At 71.1% G+C, this 17168-nt stretch carries 19 protein-coding genes and 1 pseudogene; 7 read left to right on the top strand and 13 right to left on the bottom strand.

The features are described from left to right. Positions 1 to 11: 11 nt before the first annotated feature. Positions 12 to 1520 carry an ATP-dependent DNA ligase gene (locus CLV71_RS26525; RefSeq protein ID WP_133905705.1) on the bottom strand — a complete coding sequence of 503 codons (1509 nt, stop codon included), beginning with the start codon at positions 1518 to 1520 and terminating at the stop codon, positions 12 to 14. 146 nt (positions 1521 to 1666) lie between these two features. Here CLV71_RS26525 and CLV71_RS26530 point away from each other — a divergent pair, with 146 nt between their 5' ends. Further along, the gene (locus CLV71_RS26530; protein WP_133905554.1) at positions 1667 to 2689 is read left to right on the top strand and encodes a MerR family transcriptional regulator; all 1023 of its coding nucleotides are present in this window, start codon (positions 1667 to 1669) and stop codon (positions 2687 to 2689) included. Here the strand turns inward: CLV71_RS26530 and pdxR are convergent. Next, entirely contained in the window at positions 2676 to 4046 is a 1371-nt protein-coding gene (pdxR, locus tag CLV71_RS26535) for a MocR-like pyridoxine biosynthesis transcription factor PdxR (RefSeq protein ID WP_133905555.1), read from the bottom strand. The genes CLV71_RS26530 and pdxR overlap by 14 nt on opposite strands. A gap of 47 nt (positions 4047 to 4093) precedes the next feature. On the opposite strand from pdxR, the gene CLV71_RS26540 reads away from it, so the two are divergent. Beyond that, positions 4094 to 4984, top strand: coding sequence for a DMT family transporter (locus CLV71_RS26540; protein WP_243866719.1), 891 nt, complete (start codon positions 4094 to 4096; stop codon positions 4982 to 4984). A 10-nt stretch (positions 4985 to 4994) separates the two neighbouring features. Continuing rightward, positions 4995 to 5531 carry a hypothetical protein gene (locus CLV71_RS26545; protein WP_133905556.1) on the top strand — a complete coding sequence of 179 codons (537 nt, stop codon included), beginning with the start codon at positions 4995 to 4997 and terminating at the stop codon, positions 5529 to 5531. Here CLV71_RS26545 and CLV71_RS26550 read toward each other — a convergent pair. Continuing rightward, positions 5483 to 6877 carry a class II fumarate hydratase gene (locus CLV71_RS26550; RefSeq protein ID WP_133905557.1) on the bottom strand — a complete coding sequence of 465 codons (1395 nt, stop codon included), beginning with the start codon at positions 6875 to 6877 and terminating at the stop codon, positions 5483 to 5485. The two genes, CLV71_RS26545 and CLV71_RS26550, sit on opposite strands and share 49 nt — an antisense overlap. Positions 6878 to 6961: 84 nt before the next feature. Between CLV71_RS26550 and CLV71_RS26555 the strand changes: the two genes are divergently transcribed. After that, positions 6962 to 7948, top strand: a complete 987-nt coding sequence (locus tag CLV71_RS26555; protein ID WP_133905558.1) for an NAD(P)/FAD-dependent oxidoreductase — start codon at positions 6962 to 6964, stop codon at positions 7946 to 7948. A gap of 94 nt (positions 7949 to 8042) precedes the next feature. On the opposite strand, the gene CLV71_RS47925 is transcribed toward CLV71_RS26555, so the two are convergent. From CLV71_RS47925 to glpX, 3 genes are all read right to left on the bottom strand, one after another. Then, positions 8043 to 8360 carry a L,D-transpeptidase gene (locus CLV71_RS47925; RefSeq protein WP_166664263.1) on the bottom strand — a complete coding sequence of 106 codons (318 nt, stop codon included), beginning with the start codon at positions 8358 to 8360 and terminating at the stop codon, positions 8043 to 8045. Positions 8361 to 8622: 262 nt separating this feature from the next. Then, positions 8623 to 9216, bottom strand: a complete 594-nt coding sequence (locus tag CLV71_RS26565; RefSeq protein ID WP_133905560.1) for a L,D-transpeptidase — start codon at positions 9214 to 9216, stop codon at positions 8623 to 8625. Between the two features lie 50 nt (positions 9217 to 9266). Next, complete coding sequence (glpX, locus tag CLV71_RS26570; protein WP_133905561.1) at positions 9267 to 10331, bottom strand: class II fructose-bisphosphatase; 1065 nt, start codon at positions 10329 to 10331, stop codon at positions 9267 to 9269. Between the two features lie 107 nt (positions 10332 to 10438). On the opposite strand from glpX, the gene CLV71_RS26575 reads away from it, so the two are divergent. Then, entirely contained in the window at positions 10439 to 11026 is a 588-nt protein-coding gene (locus CLV71_RS26575; protein WP_166664264.1) for a DUF4245 domain-containing protein, read from the top strand. On the opposite strand, the gene CLV71_RS26580 is transcribed toward CLV71_RS26575, so the two are convergent. From CLV71_RS26580 to CLV71_RS26605, 6 genes are all read right to left on the bottom strand, one after another. Further along, the gene (locus CLV71_RS26580; RefSeq protein WP_133905563.1) at positions 11023 to 11598 is read right to left on the bottom strand and encodes a DNA-3-methyladenine glycosylase I; all 576 of its coding nucleotides are present in this window, start codon (positions 11596 to 11598) and stop codon (positions 11023 to 11025) included. The two genes, CLV71_RS26575 and CLV71_RS26580, sit on opposite strands and share 4 nt — an antisense overlap. Further along, positions 11595 to 11909 carry a DivIVA domain-containing protein gene (locus CLV71_RS26585; RefSeq protein WP_133905564.1) on the bottom strand — a complete coding sequence of 105 codons (315 nt, stop codon included), beginning with the start codon at positions 11907 to 11909 and terminating at the stop codon, positions 11595 to 11597. Before CLV71_RS26585 ends, CLV71_RS26580 begins: the two co-directional genes overlap by 4 nt. Before the next feature lie 29 nt (positions 11910 to 11938). Continuing rightward, positions 11939 to 12859 (bottom strand): glucosyl-3-phosphoglycerate synthase, encoded by a 921-nt coding sequence (locus tag CLV71_RS26590; RefSeq protein WP_133905565.1) that lies wholly within the window; start codon positions 12857 to 12859, stop codon positions 11939 to 11941. Then, the gene (gene folP, locus CLV71_RS26595; protein ID WP_133905566.1) at positions 12859 to 13728 is read right to left on the bottom strand and encodes a dihydropteroate synthase; all 870 of its coding nucleotides are present in this window, start codon (positions 13726 to 13728) and stop codon (positions 12859 to 12861) included. The genes CLV71_RS26590 and folP overlap by 1 nt, the downstream gene beginning before the upstream one ends. 82 nt (positions 13729 to 13810) lie before the next feature. Next, positions 13811 to 14581, bottom strand: coding sequence for an LOG family protein (locus CLV71_RS26600; RefSeq protein ID WP_133905567.1), 771 nt, complete (start codon positions 14579 to 14581; stop codon positions 13811 to 13813). A gap of 65 nt (positions 14582 to 14646) precedes the next feature. Continuing rightward, on the bottom strand, positions 14647 to 15204 hold the full coding sequence (locus CLV71_RS26605) for an NADAR family protein (protein WP_133905568.1): 558 nt from the start codon (positions 15202 to 15204) through the stop codon (positions 14647 to 14649). 84 nt (positions 15205 to 15288) lie between these two features. Between CLV71_RS26605 and CLV71_RS50180 the strand changes: the two are divergent. Continuing rightward, positions 15289 to 15426 (top strand): annotated as a pseudogene (locus tag CLV71_RS50180) (type II toxin-antitoxin system HicA family toxin); the annotation flags it as partial. Between the two features lie 96 nt (positions 15427 to 15522). Then, the gene (locus CLV71_RS26610; protein WP_243866720.1) at positions 15523 to 16086 is read left to right on the top strand and encodes a hypothetical protein; all 564 of its coding nucleotides are present in this window, start codon (positions 15523 to 15525) and stop codon (positions 16084 to 16086) included. Here CLV71_RS26610 and dapE read toward each other — a convergent pair. After that, on the bottom strand, positions 16083 to 17147 hold the full coding sequence (dapE, locus tag CLV71_RS26615) for a succinyl-diaminopimelate desuccinylase (RefSeq protein WP_133905569.1): 1065 nt from the start codon (positions 17145 to 17147) through the stop codon (positions 16083 to 16085). The two genes, CLV71_RS26610 and dapE, sit on opposite strands and share 4 nt — an antisense overlap. Between the last annotated feature and the right edge of the window lie 21 nt (positions 17148 to 17168).

Genomic DNA, 17168 nt, shown 5'->3' on the forward strand with positions numbered 1-17168 from the left:
GCACAGCGTACCTAGCTCCGGCCGGGAAGCATGGCCCGCACGGTGTCGATCGTGTCCGCGTCGGGGGGCTCCTTGTCCGGCCGGTAGCGGACCACGCGTGCGAACCGCAGCGCGACACCACCCGCGTACCGGGTGCTGACCTGCACCCCGTCGAGTGCGATCTCCACCACCAGGTGTGGTTTCAGGTACACCGTCCAGTCGTCTCGATGGTCCTCGTACTTGGGGAACTCACTGGTCTGCCAGGCCAGCAGCTCGTCGGTCAGGCCCTTGAACGTCTTGCCCACCATGACCGGCGGGCCGCCGTCCGGGTCGCGGGCGCCCAGGTGGAGGTTCGACAGGCTGCCCGTGCGCCTGCCGTGGCCCCACTCGGCGGCCAGCACCACCAGGTCGAGCGTGTGCACCGGCTTGACCTTGCGCCACGACTTGCCCCGCCGCCCCGCCTGGTAGGTCGAGTCGAGGGTCTTGACCACGACCCCCTCGTGCCCGTGGCGCAGGGCGTCGGCCAGCAACTGGTCGGCCTCCTCCTGCGTCGGCTCCAGCGCGCCCGGGATCACCAGGTCGCCCACCGCCTCGTGGAGGGCGGCGTTGCGCTCCCGCAGCGGTGCGTCGATCAGGTCGGTGCCGTCCAGGTGCACGCAGTCGAAGAAGTACGGCCGCAGCAGCAGCTCCCGCTCGCTCGTCGCGCCGAAGCGGCTCATCGTCTCCTGGAACGGCCGTGGTCTGCCGTCGTCGGTCAGGGCAAGGGTCTCGCCGTCCAGAACCGCCTGACGGGCGGGCAGGTTCCGGACCAGCGCCACCAGCTCCGGTACCGCGGCGGTGATCTCCCGCAGGGTGCGCGTGTACACGTGGACGTCGTCGCCGTCCTTGTGCACCTGGATGCGGGCGCCGTCGAGCTTGTACTCGACCACGCTCGGGCCGCCGGCCAGCGCCTCCTCGAGGTTCTCGGCCGGGGAGGCCAGCATCGGCCGGATGGGACGGCCGAGCTGGAGCCCGAACGTGTTCAGGGCCGCCGCGCCGCCGGTCATGGCGGCCTCGGCGGTGTCGGGTAACTGCCCGGAGAGCATGAACGCGCGGCGGACGGTCTCCTTGTCGACCTCGGCCGCCTTGGCGATGGCGTCGAGCATGACGCCCTCGAGCGCGCCCTGCCGCAGCTCGCCGGCGACCAGGCGTAGGAGGAAGTCCTGTTCGGGCTTCGTGGCCTTGCCGAACAGGGCGCCGAGTAACTCCGTTCGCCGCGTGGCCGAGCCCTTTCCGCTGGTCACGGCCACCTCGTCGAAGGTCCGGTCCACCTCGGCGACGGTGAGGGACGGCTCGTCGGCCGGCGCGGTCCGCAGGCTGAGCAGCGTGCGCCAGCCGGCCCCGATGCGGCCCTGGAGCGTCGTGCCGGCGAGGAACGCCACGACGGCCCGCACCTGACCGCCGGCACGGCGGATCAGGTCGGCCAGGGCGTCCACCTTGGCCAACCGGGATCGGGTCGCGGAAACCACCGAGGAGGTGGCAACCACGTCGTTCATCAGCACGTCAGCCATCATGCACCCGACCACCGACAATTTCAGGAGACGATCTGCCGGCACTCGCGGTGCCGACCGTCCGGGCGAGAGTGAAGCGTTGACCTTGACCGAAGGGGAAGGCACAGGCTGACGGAGTCCAGAACGAGGGAGGGACCGTGGCACTGCTCACCATCGGCGAGTTCGCCAGGGCGTCCCGGTTGTCGGCCAAGGCGTTGCGGCTCTACGACGAGCTGGGTCTGCTCAGGCCCGCCGTCGTCGATCCCGGCAACGGGTACCGGCGGTACGCACCCGAGCAGCTCGACCAGGCCCGGCTCGTGGCCTGGTTGCGGCGGGTCGGCATGCCGCTCGCCGAGATCACCACGGTGGTCGGGCTGCCCGCGGGTGAGGCCGCCGAGGCGGTCCGGCGCTACTGGGAGCGTGTCGAGGCCGACACGGACGCCAAGCGGCAGCTCGCGGCCGACCTCGTCGAGTATCTGTCCGGAAAGGACTCCGCCATGTCCGCAGCACTCGCCGTCGAGTACGCCGTTCGCACCGACCGAGGGCTCGTCAGGCCCGCCAACCAGGACCACGTCTACGCGGGCGAACAGCTCCTCGCCGTCGCCGACGGGTTCGGGGACAAGGGATACGCCGCCAGCCAGGCCGCGATCGCGGCGCTCGGGCAGGTCGGGGTGGGGGATCTGCTCAACGCCATGGACGACGCCGCCCGGCTCGCCGGGGAGGCCGTCCGCGACATGGACGGCAGCGGCACCACGCTGACCGCCCTCCTGTGGTCCGGGTCGCGGCTCGGTCTCGTGCACATCGGGGACTCGCGGGCCTACCTGCTCAGGGACGGCGAGCTGTTCCAGATCACCCACGACGACACGCTGGTCCAGGCCATGGTGGACGAAGGGAAGCTCACCGAGGCCGAGGTCGCCTCCCATCCCGACACCATGCTGCTCTCCAGGGCACTGACCGGCGCGGACGAGACCCCCGGGGTCGAGGTCAGGGACGGGCGCGCGGGTGACCGGTACCTCCTGTCCTCCGACGGGCTGCACCGCGTCGTCGACGTCGACACCATCAAGGACGTGCTGGCGAACGAGGAGCCGCAGCAGGCCGTCGACCGGCTCGTCGCGCTCGCGAACGCCGAGGGCGGGCCGGACAACGTCAGCTGCGTCGTCGCGCACGTCATCGCGCGATAGCGGCGATCTCCCCCACCGCGTCCCGCAACCGGTCGGGGGTGGTGGCCGCGTAGCCGAGCACGAGGCCGGGGTGCGTGCCGAGTCTGGTGTACCCGGAGAGGGCGGGTGCGTTGATGCCCGCGTCCGCCAACCGTTGGGAGACAACGGAGTCGGACACGCCGTCCGGCAGGCGCAGCACCACGTGCAGGCCCGCCGCCACCCCGATCGGTCGCCACTCGGGCAGGAACGAGGAAACCGCCGTCAGGAGCGCGTCCCTGCGACGGCGGTACGAGGCGCGGGCGCGGCGGAGGTGACGGTCGTACCCGCCGCCCCGCAGTAGCCGCGCGAACGCCGCCTGCGGCAGTGGCGAGCACCCCAGGTCCGTCAAGTGCTTGCGCCGCACCGTGTTCTGGTACAACGCGGGCGGGAGCGCCAGCCAGCCCAACCGCAGCGCGGGTGCGAGCGTCTTGCTCACGCTCCCCAGGTACACCACCCTTGTGGGGTCCATCGCCTGCATGGCACGCAGTGCGGGCCGGTCGTAGCGGTGCTCGGCGTCGTAGTCGTCCTCGATCACCACGCCGTCGCACGCCCGCGCCCACTCGAGCAACGCGTGGCGTCGCGCCGGATGCAGCGCGACGCCCAGCGGGAACTGGTGTGCGGCCGTCACCACCACGGCTCGGACCTCGGGAGGGATCGCCGACACCACGAGCCCGTCGCCGTCCACCGGCACCGGTGCGGGTCGCAAACCGTGTTCCCCCAACAGTTCCAGCTGACCCGGATGGCCGGGGTCCTCCACGCCGATCGTCGTGTGGCCGTGTGCGCGCAGGACGGCCGCCAGCAGCGAAAGGCCCTCCGCGCCGCCGTGTGTGATCACGAGGTCCGTCGCCGAGACCGCGCGAACCCGTCCCAGGTAGGCGGAAAGCTCCGACCGCAGCTCCGCGAGGCCCGCCGGGTCCGGGTACCCCAACGCCTCGTCCGGCAGCTCGGCCAGTGCGGACCGTGTCGCCGCGACCCACTCGGCCCGAGGGAACTCACCCAGCGCCGGCACACCGGGCCGCAGGTCGAACCGCCATGGCGTGGCCTGCGCAGCAGGAGCGGCCGAGGCCACCGGGCCGCCGAGCGACGACGCCACCGACGTGCCGGAGCCGCGCCGAGCCGTCAGGTAGCCCTCGGCGGTGAGCTGGCCGTACGCGGCCGTCACCGTCCCGCGTGCCACACCGAGCTGCGCGGCCAGGTCCCGGCTCGACGGCAGCCGCAGGCCGGGCGCTAGCTGGCCGTCGCGGATGGCCGCGCGCAACGCCGCCTCAACGGACCGGCCCCGGCCACCGCCTGCGGCGGGGAGGAGCAGCTCCCGCAGAGTGGTCCAGTTGTCAGTCATCGAAGTGGAGCTTACGACTGGACCACTCGACCGGCGAAGGTGTGGTGGTGCAACTCGTCACGACCTCGCGGTCCCACGCCGTCGCGATGGCCGCCACCGCGACCTCCCTGGTCGGGCTGTCCGTCCCGGTGACCGGCCTGCTCGACGGCTATCCGCTGCTCGCGGGCCAGTCCATCCGCTACGCCATCGGCGCCGCCTGCCTGCTCTGCTGGCTCGTCGCCCAGGACCGCCGGGTGCCGGTGCCCGCCGGGAGGGACCTGGTCGGTCTCGGTCTCATGGTCGGCTTCGGCATGCTCGGCTTCAACGCGGCCATCCTCGTCGGCCAGCGCTACGCCACGCCCGGGTTCATCGCCGCGATGCTCGGCGCGTCGCCGCTGGTCCTCGCCATCGTCGCGCCGGCACTGCGTGGCCACCGACCCAACCCGGCGGCGATCCTGGGCGCGGTCACCGTCGGGCTGGGCGTCGTCGTGCTCAGCGGCGGCGGCTCGTGGCACGGGCCCGGACTGGCATTCGGACTGCTGGTCGTGGTGTGCGAGGCGGCCTTCACGCTCGGTGGGGTGGCGGTCGTGCGGCGGCTCGGTGCGGTGGGCGCGTCCATGTGGTCCTGTGTGTTCGCCGCGGTCGGCGGGGCCGTGCTGGCGACCGTGAAGGACGGCACCGCGGCCTGGCCGGTGCCCACGCCCGGCGAGGGGATGGCCATCCTCGTGCTCGGTGTCCTCGTCACGACCGTCGGCTTCGCGTTCTGGTACACCGGTGTATCGGTTCTGGGCGCGGACCGGGCGGGTGTGCTGACCGGCCTCATGCCGGTCGCCGGTCTCGTCACCGCCGTGCTGCTCGGTCGCCAGCCGCTCACCCTCGTCGCCGCCTGCGGCACCGCGATCGTCGCGCTCGGCTGTGGAATGGGTCTGGGCAGGGGAGATCGGTCGCCGACTGTGTGACCCTTGACCCATGCGCGTGGTGTTCGAACGGTACGAGCCGCGTCGCTACCGGTCGCTGGTGTACCGGGACGACGGCGTGGTGCTGGTCCTGCCCGGGTACGACCGCAAGTGGCGGGTGCCACACGACCTCGCACACTTCGCGACCGAACGGGAGCTGCGCCTGACCGACGGTGTGTGGGGCAGCATCGCGGCAGGCGGCGTGTTCGCCAACATGCAGGTGGTGGCAGGCAGGAAGCGGCACGACGCCAGGCAGCGCTCCGAACGGGTGCTCAAGGCGAACAGCAGGTCGCTGGCCATCGCCGAGGTGCTCGCCGGGGTGGTGCACGACGCCGTCGAGCATCGGGACCGGCGCGAGCTGTACCAGCGTGCGTGCGGCGCGTGGGGCGTGCTGCACGAGGAGCCGTTCCCGTTCCCCGCGCACGCCCTCACGGCTGCCGCGGACACGCTGGAGGAGCTGGCGGCCCGCTGGACCGGCCGCACGCTCGAGGTCGAGTGGGGTCAGCCGCCCCGGGCCATGCGCAGGACGTCGAGGGCCTCGTCGAGCTGAGCCTCGGTGAGCTTGCCGTTCTCGACGTGGCCGCGCTCCAGCACCACCTCGCGGATCGTCCTGCGCTCCTTGAGCGACTGCTTCGCGATCGACGCCGCCTCCTCGTAGCCGAGGTAGCGGTTGAGGGGCGTGACGATCGACGGCGACGACTCGGCCAGTTCACGCATCCGGTCCTCGTTGGCCACGACGCCGTCGAACACCTTGTCCGCCAACAGCTTCGCGACCGCGGTCAGCAGCCGTGCGGACTCCAGCACGTTGCGGGCGATCACCGGCAGCATCACGTTCAGCTGGAAGTTGCCCTGCGAGCCCGCGAACGCCACGGCCGCGTCGTTGCCCATGACCTGCGCGACCACCATCATCGTGGCCTCGGAGATCACCGGGTTGACCTTGCCCGGCATGATCGACGACCCCGGCTGGAGGTCCGGCAGAGACAGCTCGCCGAGCCCGGTACGCGGCCCGGAACCCAGCCAGCGAACGTCGTTGGCGATCTTGAACAACGCGACCGCGACGGCCCTGAGCTGGCCGGACAGCTCCACGACGCTGTCCTGGGACGCCTGCGCCTCGAAGTGGTCGCGTGCCTCGGTGAGCGGGAGCCCGGTCAGCGTCGCGAGTTCCTCGGACACGGCCGTGCCGAACCCGTCCGGCGCGTTGAGACCGCTGCCGACCGCGGTGCCGCCGATGGGCAGCTCACCGAGCCTCGGCAGTGTGGACGTCAGCCGCTCGATGCCGTAGCGGACCTGCGCGGCCCACGCGCCCGCCTCCTGGCCGAGTGTCACCGGGACCGCGTCCATCAGGTGCGTGCGGCCGGACTTCACGAGGTCGGCCCACTCGCCCGCACGGCGCTCGACGGTGGCGGCGAGGTGCTCGAGCGCGGGGACGACGTCACGGACGACGGCCTCGGTGGCGGCGACGTGGATGGTCGTCGGGAACGTGTCGTTCGACGACTGCGAGGCGTTGACGTGGTCGTTCGGGTGCACGTCGCGACCGAGCGCGCGGGTGGCGAGCGTGGCGATGACCTCGTTCGCGTTCATGTTCGACGAGGTGCCGGAGCCGGTCTGGAACACGTCGATGGGGAAGTGCTCGTCGTGCCTGCCCTCGGCGACCTCGTCCGCTGCCGTCGCGATGGCCCGCGCGAGGTCGGCGTCCAGCACCCCCAGACGCTCGTTCACGCGGGCGGCGGCGGCCTTGAGCAGGCCGAGGGCACGGATCTGGGCTCGTTCGAGGCCGCGCCCGGAGATCGGGAAGTTCTCGACGGCGCGCTGGGTCTGGGCCCGCCAGAGCGCGCTGGCAGGCACCTTCACCTCGCCCATGGTGTCGTGCTCGACTCGGAACTGATTCTCGGTCATGCAATCAGTCTGATCGCCCGGAAAGGACGCCGCCCGGGTAGTTTGTGGTGTTGCCGGACACGTTCCCCACCACGGTAGGTGCGCATGACCGAGACCCCGTCCGAAGTCGACCTCCTGATCGTCGGCGCCGGGCCGACCGGGCTGTACGCGGCGTACTACGCGGGCTTCCGCGAGCTGTCCACGGCCATCGTCGACTCGCTGCCGGAGGCCGGGGGGCAGGTGACGGCCATGTACCCGGAGAAGAAGATCTTCGACGTGGCCGGCTTCCCGTCGATCATCGGGCGTGACCTCGTCGCGGCGCTCGTCGAGCAGACCGACCAGTTCAAGCCCGCATACCTGCTCGGCAGGCGTGCGCGGACCGTGACCGAGCTGCCAGACGGCGGCTACGAGGTCGGTTTCGACGTGGGTGCGCCCATCAGGACCGGTTCGATCCTGATCACGGCCGGTATGGGTGAGTTCACCCCGCGTCCGCTGCCCGCGGGTGACGGCTGGCTGGGGCGGGGCATGGTGCACTTCGTCCCGTCGCTCGAGGAGCACCGCGACCAGCACGTGGTGGTGGTCGGTGGTGGCGACTCGGCGTTCGACTGGGCGCTTTCGCTGCACGGGATCGCGCGGTCGATCACGATCGTCCACCGCCGCAACAAGTTCCGGGCATTCGCGGCGACCGTGCGGCAGGTGCGTGAGCTGGGGGTGCCGATCATCACCGACGCGCAGGTGACCGAGCTGCGTGAGGTCGACGGCGTGCTCGGCGAGGTGGAGCTGTCCGTCGCGTCGGACCCGTCACCGGTCGTCCTGCCCGCGCACACGGTGGTCGCCGCGCTCGGCTTCACCGCCGACCTCGGGCCGATCGAGTCGTGGGGTCTGGAGATCACGAAGCGCGCGGTCGCCGTGGACACGACGATGAAGACCGCACGGGACCGGATCTACGCGGCTGGTGACATCGCCGCCTACCCCGGCAAGGTCAAACTGATCGCCACGGGCTTCGGCGAGGCGGCGACGGCCGTGAACAACATCGCGGTGGCACTGAACCCGGAAGCACACCTGTTCCCGGGCCACTCCAGCGACGTGTGAACCGGCCCGCGCACTGAAGGCGTCCTTCGTAACGCTGGGTGCACTGAAGGGCCCCTTCCTGACGCCCAGCGTTACGAAGGGGTCCTTCAGTGCATTAGGCGACCACCTGGACCAGGGCGCCGACGGGCAGGGAGTTGAAGAACGTCTGCGCGTCGGCCATGTTCAGGCGTACGCAGCCGTGTGAGTCCTCGTCGAGCCTGCCCTCGTGGAAGGCGATGCCGCCCGGCGCGAAGAAGACCGAGTACGGCATGGGGTCGCCGTAGATGCTGCTGGTGTGCTCCTGGTCCTTCCACGCGACCGGCCAGGTGCCCGTCGGCGTGGGGTTGGTGGTGCCGCCGTGGGTGATGGGCACCGGGCCGAGGTTGACGACGCCGTTCGTCATCAGCCACGCCTGTTTGGTCGACAGGCTCACGCACGCCTGGATCTGCGGGCCGCACGGTGGTGGGGGCGGCGGAGGCGTCGTGGTCGTCGCCGGAACGGAACTGTCGGTGCCTGCCGGTAGTGTTGAAACCGGGGGACCCCCAACTGCATGAGTGGGACTCTCGTGCGGTGCCGGGCCTGCCGAGGCCTGTGCGGCGCAGCCCGAGAGTACCGCCGCGGCCAGCAGCGCCAGCCCGGCCAGTTCGCGTTTCATGCCCGTTACCCACGACGCGGGGGCGCCGTGGGTTGCAAACCTACGCGACCACCTGCACCTTGTCGCCCACCGCCAGCGCGTTGTAGTAGGCCTCTGCCGCGGCCCGGGACAGGTGGATGCAGCCGTGTGACTCCGCGCTCAGGCTGCCCTGGTGGAACGCGATGCCGCCGTTGAAGAACACCGAGAACGGCATCGGCGCGTCGTTGAACTCGCTCGACTTGTGGTCGATGTCCTTCCAGCCGACCGAGAAGGTGCCCGGCGGGGTCCGGTAGCCGGCACGGCCGGACGTGATCGGCGCCGGGCCGTAGACGACCGCACCGTCCTTGATCAGCCACGTCTGCTTCGACGACAGGTCCACACACGCGTCGACGCCCGCACCGCACGGGACACCGGTCGGGGGTGGCGGCGGTGGCGGCGTCGTCTTCGTGATCGTCTCGTTGGCGGCCTTCACCTCGGGCAGGGGCGGCAGCTTCACGTCCTCGGCCGGTTGCGGCGCCGCGTTCTGCGTCGTCGAGGTCGTGGTGGTCGGCGCCGTCGGCCGGTCGGGGCCCGGGGCAGCGGTGTCGGTGCCGCCACAGGCGGACACCGACAGGACGGCTATCGCGGCAAATCCCAGCAGGAGTGTGCGGCGCATGTGGTGAAGACGCCGCGACACGCGGTGACGTTGTCTCGGTGATCCAACCGTTACGGGAGCGGGGGAAGCGTCTCCTGCGCCGCCGCCTCCGTCAACCGGTCGAAGTCGACGGTCGAGTACTGGCGCAGCTTCTCCAGGCGGTGGAAGCCGTCGATCATGCGCACCGTGCCGGACTTCGAGCGCATCACGATGGACTGGGTGGTGCACCCGCCGCTGCGGTAGTGCACACCACGCAGCAGGTCGCCGTCGGTGATGCCCGTGGCGCAGAAGAACGCGTTGTCGCCGCTCACGAGGTCGTTCGTGCCCAGCACCCGATCGAGGTCGTGCCCCGCGGCCAGCGCCTTCTCCCGCTCCTCCTCGTCGCGCGGCCACAGCCTGCCCTGGATCTCCCCGCCCATGCACTTGAGCGCGCACGCCGCGATGATGCCCTCCGGGGTGCCGCCGATGCCGACCAGCATGTCCACGCCGGTGTTCGGCCGTGCCGCGGAGATGGCGCCCGCGACGTCGCCGTCGCTGATGAAGTGGATGCGGGCACCCGCCTCGCGGACCTCCTTCACCAGGTCGGCGTGCCGGGCCCGGTCGAGGATGCAGACCGTCACGTCGGACACGTCGGTGTGCTTGGCCTTCGCCACCCGGCGGATGTTCTCGGTGACCGGGGCGGTGATGTCGACCACGTCCGCCGCCTCCGGCCCGACGGCCAGCTTCTCCATGTAGAACACGGCGGACGGGTCGAACATGGCGCCCCGCTCGGTGGCCGCCAGCACGGCGATGGCGTTGGGCATGCCCTTGGCCATCAGTGTCGTGCCGTCGATCGGGTCCACGGCGACGTCGCACTCGGGGCCTTCGCCGTTGCCGACGTTCTCGCCGTTGTACAGCATCGGCGCCTGGTCCTTCTCGCCCTCGCCGATGACGACGACGCCACGCATCGAGACCGTGCCGATGAGCTTGCGCATCGCGTCGACGGCCGCGCCGTCGCCGCCGTTCTTGTCGCCTCGGCCGACCCAGCGTCCCGCGGCCATCGCGGCGGCCTCGGTGACCCGGACCAGCTCCAGCGCGAGGTTGCGGTCCGGCTCCTCCGGTCTGCGGTCCTGGCTGACGGTCTGGGTCGAGGTCATGTCGCCTCCCTGGCTGACGCGCCTGGCACGAACCCCTCGATCTTCCCAGATCACACGACGTGGGTGGTGGTGAGAACCGTCTCGGCCCGTTTGCGACGATGGCGTGCGTGACGGACAGACATCCGGGACGTGCCGGGCTGCGCATGCGCGACATGCTCGGCGCGGTGCTCCTGCTCGTGGCCATCATCGGCGTGGTGCTGTGGTTCTTCGGCGGCTGCTCGTTCAGCCCCGGCGGACCGTCGGTCGACTCGGCGAGCATCCCGTCGGCCGACGCCTCGGGTGAGCTGTCCAGGACCGCGGGGTCCGTCGAGTTCGGGGTCCGTTCGCCCAGCGTGCCAGGGAAGTGGCGGGCCAACTCGACGTCCACCGGGCCGGTCGGGTCCGGCGCGTCGGGGAACGTGGTCGTGCGGGTCGGCTGGGTGACTCCCTCCGGTGCGTTCCTGCAGCTCAGCCAGTCCGGCGGTGACCCGGCGGACGTGCTGACGACCGAGACGGGGCAGACCGAGGCACCCGCGGCGAACGGTTCTGTCGACGTCGGCGGCGTGACGTGGACCAGCTACCCGGGTCGCCGCGACGAGGCTGCGTGGGTGACCGAGCTGGACGGCACGGTCCTGCTGATCACCGGCAGCGCCGACGAGGCGGAGTTCCGCCAGCTGGCCACCGCGACCGTGAAGGCGACTCCGCTGGCCGCCTAGGGCCTCGCCCGCCAGCAGGTGGTCAGGTGGTCGTCCACCATGCCGATCGCCTGCATCATCGCGTAGGCCGTGGTCGGGCCGACGAACGCGAAGCCGCGCTTCTTCAGCTCCTTGGCCATCGCCTTGCTCTCCGGGGTGATCGCGGGGATCTCCGAGGTCAGCTTCGGGCGTCTGCGGCCCTTGGCTGCCGGCGCGAACGACCACAGCAGGTCGTCGAGCGGCACGTCGAGGTCGGCGATGGCGTGCGCGTTGCGGATCGTCGCCTCGATCTTGGCCCTGTTGCGGACGATCGCGACGTCGTTCATCAGCCGCTCGACGTCGGAGTCCCCGAACTCCGCCACCCGCTTGGGCTCGAAGCCCGCGAAGGCACGCCGGAAGCCCTCCCGCTTGCGCAGGATCGTCAGCCACGACAGGCCGGACTGGAACGCCTCCAGCGACAGCCGCTCGTAGAGCTGCGACTCACCGTGGAGCGGCACGCCCCACTCCTCGTCGTGGTAGGCGGCGTAGTCCTCGGTGGAGTTGCCCCACGGGCAGCGCGGCACGCCGTCCGCGCCGGGCAGCGCGGCCGTCACTTCTGCTCGGCCTCGGACGTCGCGAGGCGTTCGCGTAACTCGTCCACCTCGGTCCGCAGGTCCTCCAGCTCGGTGCCGAGCCTGCGCAGCACCCAGTCGACCTCGGACATCTTGTAGCCGCGCAGTACGAGCTGGAACCGGAGGCTCCTGACGTCTTCCCCCGTGACACCGGCCGAGGGCAGACGGGTGGGCGAGGCGCCCGGCGGCAACGCCGGCAGCTCCTCGCCCCGTCCGAACACGACCGAGGCAAGCAGGAAGACCACGGCCGCCACGAGCATCATGACGACCAGATAGATCAGTGCTGTGGTCACGTCAGCAGGATTGCATACCGCACTGACAGTCAACGGACCAGCAGGTCACGCATGGGAGGACGGTCCGCGACGACCACTCCCGCGGTGTCGGGCAGCCACTCGTCGGCGACCTGCACGAACTGCGTCAGCTCGCCTGCGTGTGACGGCAGCATCCCGCACCGCGCCAGCGCGGTGCCCAGGATCTGGCGCGCCATCAGCCCCAGCGCCTGCAGCGGCTGGTTGCGGTGCCGCCGCACGCCCAGGTTGACCTGCGCTATCCCGCTCAGCCCCACGATGGCGTGCGCGTCGAGCAGCAGGCCGATCTCCACGCCGTACCCGGACGCGAACGGGACCGCCTCGAGCAGCTCACGCGTGCCCGCGTACTCGCCACCCAGTGGCTGGATCACCCCGGTCAGCTCCGGCCGCAGCGTCGAGAGCAGCGGTCGTGCCATCAGCTCGGTCACCCGGCCGCCGCCCGCTCCCGAGGCGCCCTCGGACGTCAGCGGGCGCCGGTAGAAGCCCTTGACCAGGTGCACGTCCGGCTCCAGCAGCATCGGGCCCAGCAGTCGGGGCACGAACAACGGGTCCGGGTCGATGAGGTCGGAGTCGAGGAACACCAACAGGTCGCCGTGCGTCGCCGCCAGCGACCGCCAGAGGACCTCGCCCTTGCCGGGCACGGGTTCCAGCTCGGGCAGCACCTCGTCGCGCCGCACCACCTTCGCGCCTGCCGCGAGCGCCACCTCGACCGTGCGGTCCGTCGAACCGGAGTCGAGTACGACGATCTCGTCGACGAGGCTGCCGTGCAGCGGCAGGACCGACGCGATCACGTCGGCGACCGTCGCCTCCTCGTTCAGAGCGGGCATCACGACGCTCACCGTGCGGGAACCCTTGGCCCGCAACAGGTCGCCTACTGTCCATTTGGGACTCTGCCAGGTTCGCTCCGCGAACCACGTGCGCGCGTCGACGTCCATCACGCCAGCGCCCGCAGGCATCGGGCTGGCGGGCGGGTGCCCCGGATACTCGCCACCATCTCGACCACCTTCCTGGTTCTGTCCACTTCATGCGCGCGGAAGACCCGCGCACCTGCCATCGCCGCGACCGAGGTCGCCGCGAGGGTGCCGTCCACCCGGTCGGCCACTGCCGCACCGAGTGTCTCGCCGATGAAGTCCTTGTTGGACAACGCCATCAGCACCGGCCAGCCGGTGCCGACGAGCTCGTCGAGCCGCCGCAGCAGCTCGAGACCGTGCCAGGTGTTCTTGCCGAAGTCGTGCGTCGGGTCGATCAGGACGCCCTCGGCAGGCACGCCGAGCGACACGAGCCGCTCCGCGCGGGCCGCCAGTTCGGCCGTGACCTCGGCGACCACGTCCAGGTAGCGGACGCGGTGCGGGTCGGTCCTCGGCGCGACGCCCCCGGTGTGCGAGCAGACCATGCCGACGCCGAACTCGGCGGCGACCTCGGCGAGGCGCGGGTCGGCGCCCGCCCAGGTGTCGTTGATGAGGTCGGCGCCCGCGAGGCACGCCTCCCGGCCCACGTCGTGGCGCCAGGTGTCCACGCTGATCACCAGGTCGGGATGACGTTCCCGGACTTTCTCCACAAAAGGGACGATTCGCCGGATCTCCTCGACCGTGTCGACGTGTTCGCCGTGCGCGCCTGCCCGGACGCCGCCGATGTCCACTATGTCGGCGCCCTCCGCGACCACGCGGTCCACCGCCGCCAGGGCTTCCCTCTCGCCGAAGGTGGCCCCTCGGTCGTAGAAGGAGTCCCTGGTCCGGTTGACGATCGCCATCACCAGTGCGCGGTCCTGGGGGACCGTACGGCTGCCGAAGCGAAGTGTGCTCACCGACCAAGCGTGCCACGGGGTACCGGCGAAAACGCGGCCTGATACACCGAGGTCACAAAAGGTGATGTCGCGGAAACGTGCTCTAGTGAGTGTCCTCCCAGGCCTGGTAGGCCTCCTCGACCACGCGGACGGCGTCGTCGACGTCGTCGGTCAGGTGGAGCAGCGCCATGTCCTTGTCGCCGACCTTGCCCTCGGCGTACACGGTGTCGCGCAGCCAGTTGTACAAGCCGTCCCAGTAGGACCGTCCGAAGAGGACCACCGGGAACTTCGTGACCTTCTTCGTCTGCACTAAAGTGAGCGCCTCGAACAGCTCGTCGAGAGTGCCGAAGCCGCCCGGCAGGCAGATGAACGCCTGCGCGTACTTGATGAACATCGTCTTGCGGGCGAAGAAGTACCGGAAGTTGACGCCGAGGTCCACCCACTTGTTGATGCCCTGCTCGAACGGCAGCTCGATGCCGAGGCCGATCGACAGGCCGCCCGCCTCGGAGCAGCCCCGGTTGACGGCCTCCATCATGCCGGGGCCGCCGCCGGTGATGGCCGCGTAGCCCGCCCTGGCCAGCGCCGCGCCGATGTCCATGCCGAGCTTGTACTCGGGATGCTCGCGCTCCGTGCGGGCCGAGCCGAACACGGTGACCGCGCGCGGCACCTCGGCGAGCGCGCCGAACCCCTCGACGAACTCGGCCTGGATGCGCAGCACGCGCCACGGGTCGGTGTGCACCCAGTCGGCGGGGCCGCGGGAGTCGAGCAGCCGCTGGTCGGTGGTGGAGGGTTCCACAAGCCTTGACCTGCGCAGCACGACCGGACCGCGCTGCTTCTCGGCTGGGTGCTCGTTGTCCTCCTGCTGGATCGTCATTGGCGCGAGTCTATTGGGTCACGCGAACCGGAACGTGGCCGACAGCCACCGAACAGGAAAGCTGTTCACGAACGGGTGGCCGCGCTCCTGACCTCCCCGAGGGCGAATCCGAGCAGGTTGAGGCCGCGCCACAGCGTGGGGTCGTGCGCGGCGGGGTTGTTCCTGCCGAGGCCGATGCCCCAGACCCGGTCGCGCGGGCTGGCCTCGACGAGCACCTGGTCGCCGGTGCTCAGCAGGAACTCGCGTAAGTCGTCGTGCTGGCCGAACTTGTGCGTGCCCGCCGCGACGACGATCTCGTAGCGGGTGGCCTCCCAGACCGCCTGGTCGAAGTTCCGCGCCTGCCTGCCGAGGGCCTTCGCCTCCTTCGGCGTGGCGGCGGCGAGGATCCTCCCCGCGGTCTCGGGGTCGTTGAACAGGGTGGCCTTGCGCCACATCATGTAGTGCTCGGCCGTGGCGAAGGTGTTGCCGTCGACGGAGAAGGGCGCGGGCCACCACTGGCTGAGGCAGCCAGGGCCGACCGACCCGTCGGGCTCGGGCGCGTGCCCGTAGAACGGCAGGTAGGTGAAGGTCGCACCCTGCCCGACGGCGGTCAGCAGGGCGGCTTTGCTGCGCGGTGACTCCATGCCCGACAGGGTGCCGCAGACCACCGACAATTCCCGCCCGACGATGCTCGGCCGGCCAGGGGAGGCGCTGTCCGGAAGGTCACGCGGGCGCTCGAATCGATCGGGTTCGGCCACGCTCGCGCCAAGGACAGCCACGCCGTCTATCGGCATCCCGACGGTCGTACCGTCATCGTCCCGCAACACGGCACCGTGAAGCGGGGAACTCTCGCATCGATCATTCGGCAGGCCGGGCTCAAGGCGGACGAGTTTCTGGCGCTCCTCTGGATCCACCGACCGTTTCCGTGCAACCGGTGTCGGCGTCCGGTCCGTGTAGGTGGTATGCCGTGGCTCGTCGTCCTGCTGTGCCTGTTGGTGTCGGCCTGTGGGCGGCCTGCCGCCGACACCGAGCCGGCCTCGCCGTGTGCGGCGGAGTTCGGCCGTGGTGAGTTCGGGTCCGACTACGCCGTGGTCGCCACGCTCTCCCACCCGCCCGTCGTCGGGGAGACGGCGACGCTGACCGTGGGGGCCTGCGCGAAGGAGCCGGGAGACGTGATCATCTCCGTCCGGCTGGCCGACGGCGTCGAGTGGCGGACGCCGCCCGACGGCACCAGCGTGACCACCGAGCCCGCGCCCTACGGCGGCTGCCGGGCCACCGCCACCCGGCGGTGGGACCTCGCCGCCATGACACCGGTGGCCCTGACCGGCGTGGTCGTCGCGACCAAGGCCGGTACCGCGGAGCTGACCGGCACCGTCGAGCCGGCCGGTGACCGGGTCGGCCAGGGCAACTCGGCGTACGTCCACCTCACCGTGGGTGCCGACGCGTCGCACCTCGGCTTCCCGGAGCGGTCAGGTGACGACTCGGCGACGACCGCGACACCGCGGCCGTCGCCGGACTGCGGCTAGCTCAGGAAGTCGGTCAGGACCTTCGCGCACCGGGTGATCTGCTCGGTCGGGACGTTCTCCTCCTGGGTGTGGCACATGACCGGGTCGCCAGGGCCGAAGTTGACCGCGGGCAGGCCGAGCGCCGCGAAGCGGGCCACGTCCGTCCAACCCAGCTTGCCGACCGGGGTGCCGCCCGCGGCCGACACCAGCTCGGCCGCCGCCGGGGCGGTCAGGCCCGGGAGGGCACCCGCGGCCGAGTCCGTCACCGTCAGGTCGTAGCCCGCGAACACCTCGCGCAGGTGGGCCTCGGCATCGGCGGGCGTGCGGTCCGGGGCGAAGCGGTGGTTGACCGTCAGCACGGCCTGGTCAGGCACCACGTTGCCGCTCACGCCACCCTCGACGCGCACCGCCTGCAGACCCTCGCGGTAGACGCAGCCGTCGATCTCGACGGTTCGTGCCTCGTACGACGCCAGGACGGCCAGTGCGTCACCGAGGGCGTGGATCGCGTTCTCGCCCATCCACGCGCGGGCCGTGTGGGCGCGACGGCCCGACGTGCGCAGCTCCACCCGCATCGTGCCCTGGCAGCCCGCCTCCACCGTCCCGTTCGACGGCTCGCACACGATCGCCAGGTCGCCCTCCAGCCAGGACGGCAGGTCGCGCTCGATCCTGCCCAGGCCGTTGCGGGACGCCTCGATCTCCTCGCAGTCGTAGAACACGTACGTCACGTCGTGGCGGGGCGACGGCAGCGTGGCCGCCAGGTGCAGCATCACGGCGTCGCCGCTCTTCATGTCGACCGTGCCGAGGCCGTGCAGCACGCCCTCGGTGCGGCGGACCGGGAGGTTGTCGTTGACCGGCACGGTGTCGATGTGGCCTGCCATGACCACCCGGGACGGACGGCCGAGGTTCGACCGCGCCAGCACGGCGTTGCCGGAACGCACCACCTCCAGCGCCGGGGCCTGGGCACGGAGCGCGGTCTCGATGGCGGCGGCGATGGCCGCCTCGTCACCGGACACGCTCGGGATGTCCACCAGGGCGGCGGTCAGTTCGACAGGGTCACCGGCAAGGTCCAGGTTCACGGGCACGTACAGGAAGCTACCGTTGCC

The organism is Actinophytocola oryzae (assembly GCF_004364325.1).
In the GTDB taxonomy this organism is placed as follows: Bacteria; Actinomycetota; Actinomycetes; order Mycobacteriales; family Pseudonocardiaceae; genus Actinophytocola; species Actinophytocola oryzae.

Coding starts and splice junctions, on each gene's coding strand:
- glpX (WP_133905561.1), bottom strand. CDS start 10,331: ATGACCTCGACCCAGACCGTCAGCCAGGACCGCAGACCGGAGGAGCCG.
- CLV71_RS26590 (WP_133905565.1), bottom strand. CDS start 12,859: ATGGACGTCGACGCGCGCACGTGGTTCGCGGAGCGAACCTGGCAGAGT.
- CLV71_RS26600 (WP_133905567.1), bottom strand. CDS start 14,581: ATGACGATCCAGCAGGAGGACAACGAGCACCCAGCCGAGAAGCAGCGC.
- CLV71_RS26550 (WP_133905557.1), bottom strand. CDS start 6,877: ATGACCGAGAATCAGTTCCGAGTCGAGCACGACACCATGGGCGAGGTG.
- CLV71_RS26555 (WP_133905558.1), top strand. CDS start 6,962: ATGACCGAGACCCCGTCCGAAGTCGACCTCCTGATCGTCGGCGCCGGG.
- CLV71_RS26610 (WP_243866720.1), top strand. CDS start 15,523: ATGCCGTGGCTCGTCGTCCTGCTGTGCCTGTTGGTGTCGGCCTGTGGG.
- CLV71_RS26605 (WP_133905568.1), bottom strand. CDS start 15,204: ATGGAGTCACCGCGCAGCAAAGCCGCCCTGCTGACCGCCGTCGGGCAG.
- CLV71_RS26545 (WP_133905556.1), top strand. CDS start 4,995: ATGCGCGTGGTGTTCGAACGGTACGAGCCGCGTCGCTACCGGTCGCTG.
- CLV71_RS26565 (WP_133905560.1), bottom strand. CDS start 9,216: ATGCGCCGCACACTCCTGCTGGGATTTGCCGCGATAGCCGTCCTGTCG.
- pdxR (WP_133905555.1), bottom strand. CDS start 4,046: ATGACTGACAACTGGACCACTCTGCGGGAGCTGCTCCTCCCCGCCGCA.